14 protein-coding genes are annotated in these 15,709 nt (G+C 37.2%); 10 read left to right on the top strand and 4 right to left on the bottom strand.

Annotation, left to right across the window (positions count from 1 at the left end; genetic code table 11):
* The first annotated feature begins 96 nt into the window (after positions 1-96).
* Complete coding sequence (locus SKA34_RS02275; protein WP_006643876.1) at positions 97-741, top strand: hypothetical protein; 645 nt, start codon at positions 97-99, stop codon at positions 739-741.
* A 319-nt stretch (positions 742-1,060) separates the two neighbouring features.
* Positions 1,061-1,693, top strand: a complete 633-nt coding sequence (locus SKA34_RS02270; protein WP_006643875.1) for a hypothetical protein — start codon at positions 1,061-1,063, stop codon at positions 1,691-1,693.
* Between the two features lie 85 nt (positions 1,694-1,778).
* Here the strand turns inward: SKA34_RS02270 and SKA34_RS02265 are convergent, their stop codons facing one another.
* Complete coding sequence (locus SKA34_RS02265) at positions 1,779-2,393, bottom strand: cold shock and DUF1294 domain-containing protein (RefSeq protein ID WP_006643874.1); 615 nt, start codon at positions 2,391-2,393, stop codon at positions 1,779-1,781.
* Between the two features lie 26 nt (positions 2,394-2,419).
* A complete protein-coding gene (locus tag SKA34_RS02260) occupies positions 2,420-3,079 on the bottom strand; it encodes a site-specific DNA-methyltransferase (protein WP_006643873.1) in 660 nt (219 codons plus the stop codon).
* A gap of 181 nt (positions 3,080-3,260) precedes the next feature.
* On the opposite strand from SKA34_RS02260, the gene SKA34_RS02255 reads away from it, so the two are divergent.
* The 3 genes from SKA34_RS02255 (at position 3,261) to SKA34_RS02245 (ending at position 7,040) form a co-directional block, all read left to right on the top strand.
* Positions 3,261-4,106, top strand: a complete 846-nt coding sequence (locus SKA34_RS02255; protein ID WP_006643872.1) for a patatin family protein — start codon at positions 3,261-3,263, stop codon at positions 4,104-4,106.
* Between the two features lie 613 nt (positions 4,107-4,719).
* Complete coding sequence (locus tag SKA34_RS02250) at positions 4,720-6,366, top strand: Ig-like domain-containing protein (protein ID WP_006643871.1); 1,647 nt, start codon at positions 4,720-4,722, stop codon at positions 6,364-6,366.
* 179 nt (positions 6,367-6,545) lie between these two features.
* A complete protein-coding gene (locus SKA34_RS02245; RefSeq protein ID WP_006643870.1) occupies positions 6,546-7,040 on the top strand; it encodes a peptidylprolyl isomerase in 495 nt (164 codons plus the stop codon).
* Between the two features lie 93 nt (positions 7,041-7,133).
* On the opposite strand, the gene SKA34_RS02240 is transcribed toward SKA34_RS02245, so the two are convergent.
* The gene (locus SKA34_RS02240; protein ID WP_006643869.1) at positions 7,134-7,820 is read right to left on the bottom strand and encodes a DNA alkylation repair protein; all 687 of its coding nucleotides are present in this window, start codon (positions 7,818-7,820) and stop codon (positions 7,134-7,136) included.
* Positions 7,821-8,345: 525 nt separating this feature from the next.
* On the opposite strand from SKA34_RS02240, the gene SKA34_RS02235 reads away from it, so the two are divergent.
* From SKA34_RS02235 to SKA34_RS02225, 3 genes are all read left to right on the top strand, one after another.
* Positions 8,346-9,776, top strand: coding sequence for a sodium-dependent transporter (locus SKA34_RS02235; protein ID WP_006643868.1), 1,431 nt, complete (start codon positions 8,346-8,348; stop codon positions 9,774-9,776).
* 148 nt (positions 9,777-9,924) lie between these two features.
* Complete coding sequence (locus SKA34_RS02230) at positions 9,925-10,542, top strand: DUF3157 family protein (protein ID WP_006643867.1); 618 nt, start codon at positions 9,925-9,927, stop codon at positions 10,540-10,542.
* Between the two features lie 265 nt (positions 10,543-10,807).
* Entirely contained in the window at positions 10,808-12,661 is a 1,854-nt protein-coding gene (locus tag SKA34_RS02225) for an ABC transporter ATP-binding protein (RefSeq protein ID WP_006643866.1), read from the top strand.
* 767 nt (positions 12,662-13,428) lie between these two features.
* Here the strand turns inward: SKA34_RS02225 and SKA34_RS02220 are convergent.
* The gene (locus tag SKA34_RS02220; RefSeq protein WP_006643865.1) at positions 13,429-14,145 is read right to left on the bottom strand and encodes a GMP synthase; all 717 of its coding nucleotides are present in this window, start codon (positions 14,143-14,145) and stop codon (positions 13,429-13,431) included.
* A gap of 98 nt (positions 14,146-14,243) precedes the next feature.
* On the opposite strand from SKA34_RS02220, the gene SKA34_RS02215 reads away from it, so the two are divergent.
* Complete coding sequence (locus SKA34_RS02215; protein WP_006643864.1) at positions 14,244-15,014, top strand: helix-turn-helix domain-containing protein; 771 nt, start codon at positions 14,244-14,246, stop codon at positions 15,012-15,014.
* Positions 15,015-15,431: 417 nt separating this feature from the next.
* Positions 15,432-15,709: hypothetical protein (locus tag SKA34_RS02210; RefSeq protein ID WP_006643863.1), on the top strand; the 278-nt coding region annotated here is incomplete at its 3' end.

The raw sequence follows: 15,709 nt of genomic DNA, 5'->3' as shown, positions 1-15,709 counted from the left end.
AAGTAAGTCATTCACACTGCAAATGATTGCTTTTAATTTATTCGCAACCTAACATCTTCTGCAATATTTATTCATATTATGAAAAAAGGGTTTTACATGAAGAAGTTATGTTTAGCAGCAATGGTAGCTACAGTACTTGTTGGTTGTAACGCAGGTGACGAAGTTGTAGAACACGGCGGTATCGACATTAATAATTTATCTCAAACCCAAAAACAAGAATACGCAGAGTTAACTGCCGATGCATTAGCATTCATCGCACATGCGGCTGATGATTGTTCAAATGGTATGGCTGTTGGTGAGACAGAAAAATTTGACCTTAGCGCTAACAATACAACTACAATCATTCGTGTAGTAAAAGGTCAAATTGAAATTGAAAAACAGGAAAACCAAAAAGTCATTGTTCATACAACAAAAGCAATGGAGTTTACCTCTCCAAATGCAGTGACTAACGGTGAAGTAATTTCACTTAACTTCAGTGAAAACCTTGATAAAGATTATAACATGACCATTGAAACGCGACCAGGCAGTATTGATAACGTCAGCTTTAAGGGAATGCTCATTAATACCGCTGACAGCGATGCAAAATATTGGTCTACTGAGTCTACAAATGGGCTAGAGCTAAAATATGATGAAAATTTCAAGCTTCCGTCCCTGAACAGCGGTAATGCCGTAATCACTGGTAAAGATAACCAGAAATTTAATTGGTCTGCTGATATTAATGGCGATATTATCGCTAAATAGAATTACGCCAAGCATTCATTTATCCGGCACTATAACCTAGTGCTGGTTTTTTATATTTAACCACTTGCTAATTAAAATATTAATTCCTTCCAGCTACTATAGTAGAGGCAAGCAGTAGCCTTTACATTTCTACTTCTGCTTTACATCATTCTGTATCTAAGTTGTTCTGTTAGATAAGTGTCATAAAAATCATTTAAACAATGATTACTGTCATCTCTTTGTCAAAAGCAAGTCATTCACGATGCAGATGATTGCTTTCAATTTATGAACAACCTACCATCGCTCACAATATTTATTCATATATTGAAAAAGGTTTTGTATGAAGAAGTTATGTTTAGCTGCATTGGTCGCAACAACATTATTGGGTTGTAACGCAGGTGATGACATTGTAGAGCACGGCGGGATAGACGTAGATAACTTGAGCCAAACTGATATACAGAACTATGCAAACATAACTGCAGATGCCTTAACTGTTGTTGCAAAAGCAGCAAAGGATTGTGCTGAAAACCTACCAGTTGGTAATTCTAATGAATGTTATATTCCTGAAATTCAAGGGAATATTGATATTGCTGTTGCTCAAGGTCGTATCAAGGTAGAGAAACAAACTGACAGGGTTGTTATTCATACTATTGAAGCAATACAGTTTACTACTCACAACGCGATTACAAATGGTGAAATAATTTCATTAAGCCTGAATGATAAAACAGATAATGATTACATCATGACAATGAATAATAGTAATCAAGTCACATTTAAAGGTGTGTTAGTTAACACTGCGGAAAACGATGCTAAATACTGGTCTACAGAATCTTTATCACCACTGACTTACCAATACAATATCAAGGAAGTCCACCCATATATCACAAATGGTAGCGCGATTATTTCAGGTAAAGATAAACAGCACTTTACTTGGTCTGCTAATGAAAATGGCGATATTTCTGTTACTCGATAAATTAATTGTCGCCCAGCACTATGAATTGGCGAGTGCTGGACGATTAATAGAACGTGATTCATTATTAAATGAATCACGTTCTATTTTAAATTAGCTGCAACGCTTGTTTGATTAACGCCATCCCTTCTGGGGTAAACGATAGAATAAACGCCGCACAGTTAATTATGGTCATTGTCCACAAGATTGCTTTAAATGGCTGTTTTTGAGATTTATGACGCAATATCTTTTGTGCCCATAACGCACCAGGCCATCCCCCCACTAAGGCTAATACATGCAAGGTTGCTTCTTTAGTACGCCATTTATCTAACTTAGCAGCACGTTTATCATGTGCATACACCGCAAACGTCACAACACTTAATACTAAATATCCAATCAGTACTTGATAAGGGGTATTAAAAAGCGCAACTGATATCGCAACAAAAGCCAAAAAGATAACACTAAACCACTGTGCTTTTGAAAAGGGTGCGGTATATTTGTCTAAACCTGAATGAGCTTTGGTAAATGTCACTGTTGTTGCTGACATCCGCCCTTTTTTATCTTTACCTATACGAAATGTCACTGCTTCATCGATATGAGGACGACACTGTTTATCCGGCAATGCAGAGATGTGAAAAAATACGTCTTGTTCACCGTTATCAGGTGCAATAAATCCAAAACCTTTTTGCTGATTCCAGCTAATAATTTTTCCCTGTTGGGCCATGTTTTTTCCTAGCTTCAAAATGTCGTCTATCGCGACGATAGACGTTGTTTTAAATGTTGATGGGCTGAATCAGAGATATCGCTACCCCATGCTTGGCGTGATAACTTATCGGCCGCCACTAACGTTGAGCCAGAACCAAAAAACGGATCGGCTACAACATCACCTTCAACACTACTTTGCTCTATTAATATCTCTAATAGTGGTACAGGTTTTTCTGTTGGATAACCACGATAAACACGCTTGCATTCTAATACATCTGGAATCGACAAATTATTCAGTTTTCGTTTACCTTTTTCGAAAAACAAAATAAATTCATAACGGGCTCGATAATGGTATCCCATACCTATCGCGACTTTATCCCACACAATGGGTTTCCAAAACTTAAAACCAACCTTCTCTGCAATGGGTTTAATGTGAAACATTGTTTCTTGATCACAGAACAAATAGAAGTGACTATTTTGTTTTAAAACCCGATAGGCTTGTGTCAATAAACTTTCAAATCGTTCATTGGGGAAGATATCAAACCATTGGTTACTCGAACCTTTACTTTGTTTTAGCCGCGTTGTTCTTCCCACTGAGCGGTGCTTTTCAAGCGATTCATAAGGCGGATCGGTGATCATCAAATCAATACTTTGATCGGGCAAAGCTGTTAACCACTCAATCGCATCTTTTTGGAAAATTTGCATCAAAAAACCTAATCTAAAATGAGGAAGAAAAAACACGCAAAATAATGCCCGTCATCATACGCCAAATAACAAAAATATCATAAAAACATGATCTAGAGTTAAATTTGTGCATATTCAAAGGAGTACTATCGCCTGATTCCAATATGGAATAATTGAATCACCATCATTAAGGAACAGTAATGTGAGTAAACGCGCTTTGGTTGTCGAAGGTGGGGCAATGCGTGGCATTTTTGCCACTGGTGTATTAGATGCATTTATTGAACGTAGCTACAACCCATTAGATTTTACTATCGGTGTATCAGCAGGCTCTGTAGTACTCATGAGATATCTTTGTGAAAGTTATCAACGTAACTACAAAGTTATTACCGAATACGCACGCAGTAAGGAGTTCATTAATTACAGACGCTTCGTTAAAGGTGGCAACTTAATTGATATTGATTGGTTATGGAACACCAGTATCAGTAAGCTTCCTTTAGAGCTAAACAAATACGAAAGTCGTAATGTGCCGCTATATGCCACAACAACTGTTGTTGATACGGGTGAGCCTAACTACGTTGAAGTAACACGTAACAACCTAAATGAAGTGATGACTGCAACTTGCGCCCTACCGATCATTTATCGTCAATTTCCACTCGTTAATGGTATTGAGATGAGCGATGGCGGTATTGCCGATCCTATTCCTGTGATCGAGGCTTACAATAAAGGCGCACGTGATATCACGGTTATTTTGTCTCATGCTCAAGGCTTGTTTGCTAAAAATCGACAAGTGCCATGGTTAACACGTCACTTATTCCGTACGAATCCCGTGTTTGGGCAAGAATTTTTAACCAAAGAATCTCGCTATAACAAGGCATTATATTTTATTCATAATCCGCCAAAGGATTGTAAAATCACTGCTATAGCACCTGATAAAACATTTATTATCAAAAGATTAACCAAAGATATTATTAAATTAGATCGAGGCTATCAACAAGGTAGAGAAGCCGGATTAAGGCTCGTCAATAATGATCTTCAATTTAAACAATGATGCTTCGTGCACAATCTTTAATGACTTTTTTACTACAAAAATATAACTATTACGTATACTGCCCGATTCAATTTACACCACGGTTAGTTTTAGATGATTATTTTCACTAGTAAATTTACCAATGAATTTAATAAACAAAAACGCCTGTGAGTGAACAAAACTCTTAAACATTGTGAAGAAGGATTTAATTAAAGTGATATTTTTCAAACATTAAATAATCAAGGGTGGTATCTACACAACGAAAATAAAATAAAAAGCCACACATCCCCTTTTGAAAGTAAGATGTAATTGAACATTTAAAAATCACTTACCCAACCAATTCCAATTGAGTTTAGTTTAGCGGTATCAATATATCTAAAAGACTATAAATATCACCACAATATTACTAAAAGGCATAGATAACTGTATAAAAACAGCAATACCTATCAAAAAAATGTAATAACAATCAATTTTTTAGCAAAAAACAAATTAAAGTGAGATGCCTATCAATATCTAGATAGCTAGACAAAAAAGCTATGCATTTAAATGCTAATTTATTTATTGATAGATAGTTAAATTGGTAACTTAAATGCTCTAATTAGTGGATAATCTAATATAAAAAAAATTTTTTTATATGCTAGCTGTGATATTTGGTATTTTTATAATTAACGGGTGTAACGGTGATTCCAAATCAAGTAATTCTCCGGTACCACCGGTACCAAAAGAAGCAAAAATAAAATCTATTCAGATATCTGACGTGGGTGCTACACTTTCTACTTTGTCAGGAATAGAAATTCCTACCGGAGAAAAATTACAATTTAAAGCAATTGGCACATACGATAATGATACTCAAAAAGATTTAAGTAAAGATGTTAACTGGGTAACTTCAGATGAAGAATTAGGTACCTTTAACTCCTCAACTTTAGAAACTAAAAAACCTGGAATAATAAAAGTCTCAGCTTCACTGGACTCAATAACTAGTAATATAAAAGAAGTTAAGATATCAAGTATAGATCTCATTTCAATTAATATTTCTTCAAATAAAAGTAAAACACCTTTGGGAGTAAAATTAAATTTTACTGCGAGTGGTAAATATTCAGATGGAAATAGTCTTGATATGACTAAGACCGTAAGTTGGGAGTCATCAGACAAGACTGTAGCAACAATCTCAAATGGTACTTTTTTACCTCTAACAGTCGGAACAACAAAGATTACAGCAAATGTCAGTAATACAAATTCAGCACCAATAGAAATAGAGGTCACCCCTCATATACTTACATCTCTTGAGCTCATTACTTCTGTAAACTCTTTGCCACTTGGAACAAGTTCAAACATTACAGCTAAAGGAATTTACTCTGATAATGAAGAATTAGAAATTACCTCAGAAGTTAAATGGTCATCATCTGATGAAAGCATTTTAACAATTACAAATGGAAAAATATCTACTTTGAAAACAGGTTCAGTTGAAATTACTGCAACTAAAGATAATATTTCAAAGAGTATAACCTATGAAGTGACACCTCATGAACTTGTCTCAATCAGTTTATCTAGTTCACCAAACTTCCTGGTTGGTTTAGACGAAAAAATTCATGCCGTAGGTTTATACACAGACGATGAAGAAATACCATTAATTAATGGAGTAACATGGGAGTCATCTGACCAAACTGTAGCAACAATAGACAATGGCATATTAACGCCAATAAAAGCAGGAGTAACAAATATTACTGCAATTAAGGATGGAAAAACAGTTTCTTTGGACAATGTAAAAATCGCAGGTTTAAGTGAAAAATTCCCTTGTAATGGTATTACTGGTGATTTCGATTGTTTGCCTGTTAAAGAAACACTATCAGGTAAAAAGTATGTTGCTTCACCTGAAAAATCCTTTATTGAACGTATTGGTTTTAGTTCAGATACTTATGCTTTTACTGATAAAGATGATGTTCCTCTAGGTTTTGTAGGCGCGTTAATGACATACGAAGAAGCTGAACAATGGTGTCAAAATTTAAACTCAGTATCTTACTTAGGAATAACTGATTGGAAATTACCTGAGAATGGTTTATCTAATTTGACAAGTGAAGTTGGCATGGAACTTTATACACCTTTAGGTTGGTACTCTACCTCTAATGATGCATCAAGATTTTTTACCGGTTATTGGCTTAACCAACCGGGAGTAGATCCTACGAAAAAAGCGGTGTTCGTGTATATACCTTCTGCCGGCACGGCTTTTCCAGTTGACCAAGACCCAACAGTGAAACAACTTACAATATGTGTTTCTGGCTAATTATAACTAAATATTAATTAATAAAAGATTGCAAAACTATTTATTTAGATTTGCAATCTTTTTAATTATCGATACAAAGTTATGCAATCAATATTTAATGTAATTATCTAATAATTTCTTTTATTAAATTATAGGTTCTATTAAAATGCCGCCTTCATTTAACACCACGGCAAATTTACATGATTATTTTTACCACCAATGTTGGCAATATTACGATTGAGCTGAACAAGCAAAAAGCGCCTGTCACGGTTAAGAACTTCTTAAAATATTGCCAAGATGGTTTTTACAACGGCACTATTTTTCACCGTGTGATCAAAGGCTTTATGATCCAAGGTGGTGGTTACACTGTAAAAATGAAAGAAAAACCAACACGCACCCCCATTGTTAATGAAGCAAACCGTGGTCTAAAAAATGTGATAGGTACTATCGCAATGGCAAGAACCGATGCCCCACATTCAGCAACAGCTGAGTTTTTTATTAATGTTGCTGACAACGATTTTCTTGATCATACAGCAACAACGAATGTGGGCTGGGGATACACTGTTTTTGGTCAAGTAACGGCAGGAATGGATGTAGTAAACAAAATTTCAAAAGTAAAAACACTATCGGTTCGCGATCATGAAGATGTACCTCGTGATCCGATTGTGATTGAAAAAGTCACTATTGTTGAATAACAAAAAGCCCGTATACGTTTTAATTCGATATGATCTAGTAAGACTGATCACGTCATACGGGCTTTTTTGTTAACTTTAAAGACTTAAATATCGCTATAAATCCAATGTGAGTTTTCTTGCTTCTCGCCTCGCTTGCGGCGTTAATATACCTATATTAGATATAAGGAAATGATCAACGAAAGGGAAATCGGTTTCACTGTAATTTCGCAGCACTAACCCTATCGCTTGCTGCACCTCATACTCACTATCATCGGCTAATAACAGTACTGTCTCGCACAGTAAGTCGACATTGGTTTGAAGTTTGTGATGACAATGTGCCAATAATGACGCTCGTCTTAACCATTTATTATCAGACTCTCGCCATTCAATTAGTTTTGATTCAAATTCGCGATGCACTAATACGACAGGACTGATTAACTGTTCGACTAAACGATCAGCAATATCAACACCATCAACGGTTTCCAACATCTCTTCATAAGTATGAAAAGCATGTTCATTTCTAAATTTATGGTAATACTCACCAGCATCAAGTGCTAAAAAACGCTCTTCACGATAAACGCCTGACCATAACCAAAGCAGTAAGCGACGATAGTTTTCGGCATTATCAATTTTTGTATGTGCTCTCGCATCTTTAAAAATTTCACTTCGTTGCTCGGCATTTACACCATAGCAAGGCTGCTTTACCTTGAGTGTTTGTTGCATATTATCAGCAAGCGCTTTATCTGCAGCTTTGGCTAAGTGCTGCTGTATATAAATAACCATAGGTATAACAAGTGACATTTGGGGACTCTTTCCTTTTGCACTGTGTAATGGAGCTTATCTGCACTACACATTATGACCAATTGGCTGACTTTTTATTATATAAACGAAACAAATGGAACGCTGCACGCTTTAATGTTCCATATTCACCCTAAAATCATAATCAATTTAAAAAACATCTTTAATCATTAGGTGATAAGAAACTATTTTATTATTTTTAGGCTATTAATAAAAACCTCGTTTTCAGCATAATCTCCCATTTTTGTCCTCATTGATTAATAGAACAGCGCACAAAACTAAAAAGTGTAAACCTCTAATAACACTTCTATATTTTTTAAGGAAATTAACTAATTCATTACAATTAATGATTTTCAACCCTGCCGATGCGTGATAAAAATGTTAATTATGTAAACACAATCAGCTTAAATAACTTTTTATTTTACGATTTATGGTCAAAGATTTGCATATTTCTGATAGTAAAAAGGATATTTAAGACTAAATATTTATAACAATTATGACTCACTACAATCATTAACAGGATGTTTTATGGACACATCAACTTCTACAACTGCTAATCGTGGAAACTGGAGTTCACGAATTGGCTTTGTTATGGCCGCAGCAGGATCTGCTGTTGGTTTAGGAAACATTTGGAAGTTTCCTTATACTGCTGGCGAAAATGGTGGCGGAGCGTTTGTTGCTATTTACCTATTTTTCGTTATTTTTATTGGCTTTAGCGTCATGCTAACCGAATTTGCGGTGGGACGTAAAACAGGTTTGTCTGCCGTTGGGGCATTTAAAACTACCGATCGTCGCTGGACGTTTGTTGGCATAATGGGCGTATTAAGTGGCCTACTGATCATGGGCTTTTATCCTGTTGTTGGTGGATGGGCCATTGCTTATATCTATAAAATTTCAACCGGATTATTAAGCACGCCAACGGCTATTAACGATAGTTTTGGTAGCTTTATTTCTGATCCTATACAACCGCTTTTCTGGATGGGACTTTACCTTTTATTTAATATTTTTGTCGTTATCCGAGGCGTTTCTGGTGGTATAGAAAAAGCAGGTAAAGTGTTAATGCCACTGCTTTTCATTATCTTAATCGTTGTTTCAATCAAAGGCCTTACCTTACCTGGCGCAATGGCGGGCTTAGAATTTTTGTTCAAACCTGATTTTTCAAAAATTGATAGCTCTGTTGTGCTTGCTGCATTGGGACAGGCATTCTTCTCTCTAAGCTTAGGTATGGGTTGTATGCTGACATACGGTAGTTACTTACGCAGAAAAGAGAATATTGTACAAACCACCGCTATGGTTACGGCAATGGATACGGGGGTGGCATTACTAGCCGGTATCGCTATGTTCCCTGCTATGTTTGCGTTCAGCATGGAACCTTCAGCAGGACCAGGTTTAGTATTTGTTGTTGTACCGCAATTGTTTGCTGAAATGGGCGGCATTGGTTTCTTATTAGCACTTCTATTCTTCATTGGTTTAAGTGTGGCTGCATTAACCTCATCTGTTTCATTACTTGAAGTGGTCGTTGCTTACTTAATTGACGAGAAAGGTTTAAGCCGTGTGACTGCTGTGATCAGTGCAAGTATTGTGATGGCACTACTTTATATTCTTGCTTCACTGTCTATTGGTGGCTTTGGTCCTAAACTATTCGACACAGGCGCATTTGATGTCTTTGACTTACTTACTGACAAAATCTTCCTTGCTGTTGGTGGTATGTTGGTGTGTCTATTTGCGGGCTGGCGTTTAGATCGAAGTGAGCTGAAAAAAGAAATTACCAATGATGGCAAAGTAGCTTTCCCACTGTTCAACCTTTGGTATGTATTGATTAAATATATCATTCCTGTTGCTATCGCTATTGTTGCCATTTCAGGTGTGAAAGCTGGATTTGATAGTGATAAAGGCGACATCATGTTAGTAGGTTTAGCGATTATTGCACTGTGTGGGATTTTCTCTAAAAAGCTATAATTTCGACTAATCACAATATAAATACAAAGGCTTGCCATGAGGCAAGCCTTTTTTATGTAACCTACAAACAAAAATATAGACAGTTTATCCATTAGAAGCATAAAACTGATAAAATCAAAAATCGGATACTCAATACCAAGGATATGAAATGAAAACAACAACTCAACTCGGTTTATTCGTTGTTGCGTTAACAACAGTGCAACCAGTTTGGGCTGCAGATCAAACGGTCACGTTAGAAGATGGTCGCCAAGTCATACTGCATGATGATTTTACTTGGCAATATAACCAGCCATCTACCAAGACACCTGCATCTGAAAATTCTCATTCTAAAACTTCGGTCACCTCTCAAGCAGTACCTCTAAAAACAAATTCTGAGACACAAAATGCAATACCGCTAGTAACCGCATCTAAAGCAGCAAACGTGTCACTTAGCAAACCCAAAAATATCCAGCAATTAAGTAACAGCGGTGTTGATATCCTTTTACAAGCCCCCCGATACACAGATGGTCAGCTGATCATTCCAACCATGTTGACAAATCAAGGCTCTAAATCAGTGATGTCTATTGCTTTACGCGTTACATTAAATGATGCTGATAATCAAAAAATTGAATCACAAGATGTGACCCTTTGGCGTTCCATCAAGCGAATGCCTGATACTTACTTCCGAGCGAAAACCCAACAAAAAGGTAAAGATATTATTTTTACCGTACCGAAAATGAATGATTACAAAATCCAAACGGAAATCATTGATGTAGAGCTGTGGTAATCAAGTATAAATAGCGCTTAGATACTAATTTTCTAAGCGCATCTTTTTCACTCTAATTACCGATGTGTTTCAATTTTATAAACTGCAATTATCACATTGATTAAATTGAATAAAAAACGTACACTTCAATTGTTATCATAATGATTAACAGTCAGATATAGCTTAACGTTAACTCTGCAATACCACCCTGCTTTCTCTTCTTATTGAGTTAATACATAGCACTAAATAACACATACTCGATTAATACCAATTTCTTAGGTGAACTATGTTCAAACGCTTCGAAAGTTTCACTAACGCTTTTCCAAAGCAAGAACCCACGCAACCCCCCCAAGGTATTTTTGCATTTTGTCGTTACTATACTCGTGGGTTTGAGAAACCGTTAGTTTGTATGGCATTACTCAGTGCCATTGTTGCAATTATTGAAGTAGTGCTATTTGGTTTTATGGGTAAGTTAGTCGATTGGCTAGCAGCAAGTGATCCTAAAACATTCTTAGCTGAAAACGGGACAACCTTGATTTGGCTATCCGTGGTAGTGCTTATTGTAATGCCATTGTTAGTCTTAATCTCATCATTGCTATCGCACCAAACGTTACTGGGTAACTACCCAATGTCTATTCGTTGGCAAGCTCACCGTTATCTGCTAAAACAAAGCCTTTCGTTTTACCAAGATGACTTTGCTGGGCGTATTGCAACTAAAGTAATGCAAACTTCTCTTGCAGTAAGAGAAACGGTAATGAAAACGGCTGATGTTTTTGTTTACGTATCTGTGTATTTTACTTCAATGCTAGTGATCCTTGCTCAAGCTGATTTGCTATTAATGTTACCTATGTTGGCTTGGTTAATCGCCTATATTGGTATTCAAATTCACTTTGTTCCTAAGCTAAAGAAGGTTGCAGCAGAGCAAGCTGATGCCCGCTCAACGATGACAGGACGAATTGTTGATAGTTATACCAATATTGCAACAGTCAAACTATTCTCCCACAGTAAACGTGAAACCGATTATGCCGAAAAAGGGATGAAGGGCTTCCTTGCAACGGTTCATCATCAAATGCGCTTGGTTACTGGATTTGATATTTGCGTTCAAATAGCTAACTACTTGTTACTTTTTTCTATTTCAGCCCTTTCTATTTACCTATGGATGCACAGCGCAATTCAAGTGGGGTCGATTGCAATTGCGATTAGTTTGGCTCTGCGTATTAATGGTATGTCGATGTGGATCATGTGGGAAGTTGGTGCGCTATTTGAAAATATGGGTACCGTTGTCGATGGTATGAAAACACTATCTAAACCGGTTGAAATTGAAGATGAGCCTAATGCTAAGCCATTAGCTGTGCAAAAGGGCGGCATTGAATTTGATAACGTGAGTTTTAACTATGGCGAAAATAAAGATGTTATCAATCACCTCTCGTTGAATATTAAGCCCGGTGAAAAAGTCGGTTTAGTTGGTCGCTCTGGCGCGGGTAAATCAACGTTGGTTAACTTGCTACTACGTTTTCATAATTTAGAGGGCGGTAATATTCGCATAGATGGACAAGATATTGCGGAAGTTACGCAAGATTCATTACGCAGTAAAATTGGTATGGTGACGCAAGATACATCTCTGCTTCACCGCTCTATTAAAGAAAATATTCTTTATGGTGACCCTGAAGCTAGTGACGAGCAATTACTTTCTGCAACCAAACAAGCACATGCCCATGAGTTTATTGAAACGTTGACAGACCCGTTTGGCAATATTGGTTACGATGCTCAGGTTGGTGAACGTGGTGTTAAGCTCTCAGGAGGACAACGTCAGCGCATTGCTATCTCTCGTGTATTACTGAAAAACGCACCAATCTTAATTTTAGATGAAGCAACCTCAGCGTTGGATTCTGAAGTGGAAGCGGCGATTCAGGAGAGTTTGGTTGAATTAATGGAAGGTAAAACAGTTATCGCGATTGCCCACCGTTTATCCACTATTGCAGCGATGGATCGTCTTATCGTATTAGATAAAGGCCAAATTATTGAGCAAGGTACGCACCAAGAGCTAATCAATCAAAAAGGAATTTATGCTCAGTTATGGGCACATCAAACCGGTGGTTTCCTTGGCGAAGAAAATAATCACCTTACCACTGAGAATTAACTATTCACAAAACCATTCGTTATTGATTTTAAAAGAGGTCGCTCATTTTCTCTTTCTAGTTAAAAGCATATAAGAGTTTGAAAGTGAGTGAATTTGATTTTTTATTACATATACTTATCAGATTCACTCTTTTTTATACATGTATAAAAAAACATATAAAAATAGAACTACCAAAAGGTAATAAAAACTAATCCATATGAGTTAGCCGAATAGCTAACTCACTTTTGGACATAAACGTGCCAGCGATTTTGCTAAATTAGAAAACCATCAATAACTAGGGGTATGGCAAATAGAAAAACTGATGTGCCGATCGCACAATTTACTTATATAGAGGCTCGGGGTTATTCAACACTTGAGATTTAACGTTGGCTACGCACGCTTAATCCTTATTTGTTATGTAGCGATGCTCGCAAGGACACAAACCAATAATGCTGGTACTCCAGTTATAAGCAGTTTGATACAAAGGGCTGTATTTTCTGAGAACCGCTCATCATCGATTTCGTCCGCAACGCTACGGTCAACCATTGAGTCTGTAACCTTATCAATTTTGTCGTCAGACTGTAGTTCACTCTGCGTGGTGAACAACGCTTCATACGACTTCAGGTCGCACGGACAAAAGCTTGTTAGATGATTTCCTAAATGAGCTGAAAGCGGATTACTTCAGATATCGATAACAAATTTAGCGTTCACCTTAGAGGTAAGAATATCGTATTGGTAGTAAAAATGTTTCCTGAGAACCAAATTTTGATAAGCCACTAAACTACCACTTAGTTCTGTGATTTATACAAGCGTTCCAACTTATCTAAAAAGCCATGTAGTTTTTCGTTCATCTCATCATAGTTATGACTCAGTAATACTTCGGGGTTCTCAACAAAACGAAAGTCTTCTACCTCACTGAGATCAGTATTTTCGATGAGCAGCGCTACGACTTCTTTAGTCAATTCCATATGACACTGAAAACCAAACACCAAATCGCTATAAGCAACAATTTGTCTAGGACAGCCTTTACTATACGCAATGATTTCGGCATCTGGTATCAGTCCAGGCATATCGTTATGCCAATGGCCTACTTCCAAAACGGTGCCAAAATGGTCAAACAGTGGATGGGTAAAACCGTCTTTGGTCAGCGTGATAGGGAACTTACCAATTTCACGTTCAGGGCTATGTTCATAATGAGCACCTAACGCTTCACCAATAAGTTGGGATCCCAAACAAATACCAAGTACAACTTTGCCTGCATTAATCGCTTTTGCAATGACTGCCTGTTCACCTTTGGTATCGAAGTGAGAACATTGTTCGATAGTGGTCGCAGGATCTTGTGGGCCCCCCATAACAATCAGAAAATCAATGTCTTCAATATCTTGGGGGAGAGGTTCACCTAGATATACTCGCGAGTATGTAATGGCATGACGGTGTTTATTCGCCCAAGCTTCATAAGCTCCAGGAGCCTCAAAATCTTCATGAATAATGAAATGGATACGCATCTTTAGCTCTTTACTGAATAATAGGCTGACAATTTTATACCAAATCTAAGTGGCGTATTATATACTAACAGACACCTAATGTAGATAAATCGCCAACCATGCAAGCCAATGAGATAATCAGAAACTTTCCTGATAAACAATTCATAACTAGAACGACCCAAATGGCCTCTGGCTATATTGATGATTTTCACTCACATCCATGGCATCAAATAGTGTTCCCACGCCAGGGATTGTTACAATCAGACATTGGTGATAAAAGCGGGATAGTGCCTCATAATGGCATGCTCTATATACCCGCAAATACAGTTCATAAATCCGTTGCGATTACAGATACACAATTTTGGGCGATTTACCTCAACCCATGTAAAAATCTTCGGTATGGAAGCGAACCTAAATCCTGTCAGGTAAATTCTTTCGTCAAAGAGTTGATACTACTTCTGTTTGAAAGCAACACACACTCTCAATCTGAGTCCAATATCACGCATTTACTGATGGTGTTGAGAGATCAAATCGAAGTTGCAGAAAGTTATGAAATACCACTGCTTATTCCTACCGATAAGCGTCTTTTCTCTATTTTCGCACAGCTTCAAAAACAGCCTGATTTGCCGTTTACATTAAAAGAATGGGCGACAAAAGTCGGTGCATCTGAACGCACATTGTCCCGATTATGCTCGAAAGAGTTTTCTCAATCTTTTGCACAATGGCGACAAAACATAAGGCTAGTTTTATCTTTGCAATTGTTAAGCTCGAAAATGAGTATTCAAGAAATTGCTATCGAGTCGGGATATTCTTCCGATTCCGCTTATGTACAGGCATTTAAGAAATTGTTTAATCAGACACCAAGAAAGTACCGAACAGCAAACCTTTAGCACGTATTCTAATTCGTTGTTTTACGAATCAGAGTAACATCACTTATTATGTGTCTTTTGCCTAACTTTTGGTAGGGGAAATGCAGGCCTCTAAAAATTATAGAGTATTAGCTCTGAATTATTTTGGGGCAGATATGAGCTAGCCAAGAGAGCTAGCTCATTGTTGGACAGAAGCTTGTTAAGTGACTTGCTCTACCAAAGCAGGTAGATATTAGAAAGAGTATGAATGCCTCCCTTATAAAGTACATTTTAGGATACAAAAAGACCGCCACGATGGACGGTCATTTAGCAGTAATTTTATTAAAGCGATCTAATAGGTGGTGGCGAAAAGAATACCGTAAGCGTGCCATAAACACCGCATTCTAATCACTTTACTCGAAGAATAAGATCAAATCTCCAATCCAAAGGAGATTTAAAATGGCAACACGACGTACCAATCAAGAATGGCAGACTTTGTTTGAGTGTTATGAATCCAGCCAACTCACTCAACGTGCTTTTTGTGAACATCACGGATTAAGTCTTTCCACGTTTCATGCCAAACGCCAACAGTTAACACACCTTCAAACACCACAGACTAACGGCTTCGTCAAAGCAAACGTTGTAGAGCAGACAACACGTTACCATATGACGCAAATACCTACCGCGAATATGACACTTTTTGTCAACGACGTTGAGCTGAGTATTCCTCAAGGCAC

The sequence above is a fragment of the Photobacterium sp. SKA34 genome (assembly GCF_000153325.1).
Lineage (GTDB): Bacteria > Pseudomonadota > Gammaproteobacteria > Enterobacterales > Vibrionaceae > Photobacterium.
This window is presented reverse-complemented; position numbering and strand designations above follow the sequence as displayed.

What these genes read in the sequence shown, in the direction of transcription:
- SKA34_RS02275 (WP_006643876.1), top strand. Translation starts at nt 97, where the DNA reads ATGAAGAAGTTATGTTTAGCAGCAATGGTAGCTACAGTACTTGTTGGT.
- SKA34_RS02270 (WP_006643875.1), top strand. Translation starts at nt 1,061, where the DNA reads ATGAAGAAGTTATGTTTAGCTGCATTGGTCGCAACAACATTATTGGGT.
- SKA34_RS02265 (WP_006643874.1), bottom strand. Translation starts at nt 2,393, where the DNA reads ATGGCCCAACAGGGAAAAATTATTAGCTGGAATCAGCAAAAAGGTTTT.
- SKA34_RS02260 (WP_006643873.1), bottom strand. Translation starts at nt 3,079, where the DNA reads ATGCAAATTTTCCAAAAAGATGCGATTGAGTGGTTAACAGCTTTGCCC.
- SKA34_RS02250 (WP_006643871.1), top strand. Translation starts at nt 4,720, where the DNA reads ATGCTAGCTGTGATATTTGGTATTTTTATAATTAACGGGTGTAACGGT.
- SKA34_RS02245 (WP_006643870.1), top strand. Translation starts at nt 6,546, where the DNA reads ATGATTATTTTTACCACCAATGTTGGCAATATTACGATTGAGCTGAAC.
- SKA34_RS02240 (WP_006643869.1), bottom strand. Translation starts at nt 7,820, where the DNA reads ATGTCACTTGTTATACCTATGGTTATTTATATACAGCAGCACTTAGCC.
- SKA34_RS02235 (WP_006643868.1), top strand. Translation starts at nt 8,346, where the DNA reads ATGGACACATCAACTTCTACAACTGCTAATCGTGGAAACTGGAGTTCA.
- SKA34_RS02230 (WP_006643867.1), top strand. Translation starts at nt 9,925, where the DNA reads ATGAAAACAACAACTCAACTCGGTTTATTCGTTGTTGCGTTAACAACA.
- SKA34_RS02225 (WP_006643866.1), top strand. Translation starts at nt 10,808, where the DNA reads ATGTTCAAACGCTTCGAAAGTTTCACTAACGCTTTTCCAAAGCAAGAA.
- SKA34_RS02220 (WP_006643865.1), bottom strand. Translation starts at nt 14,145, where the DNA reads ATGCGTATCCATTTCATTATTCATGAAGATTTTGAGGCTCCTGGAGCT.
- SKA34_RS02215 (WP_006643864.1), top strand. Translation starts at nt 14,244, where the DNA reads ATGCAAGCCAATGAGATAATCAGAAACTTTCCTGATAAACAATTCATA.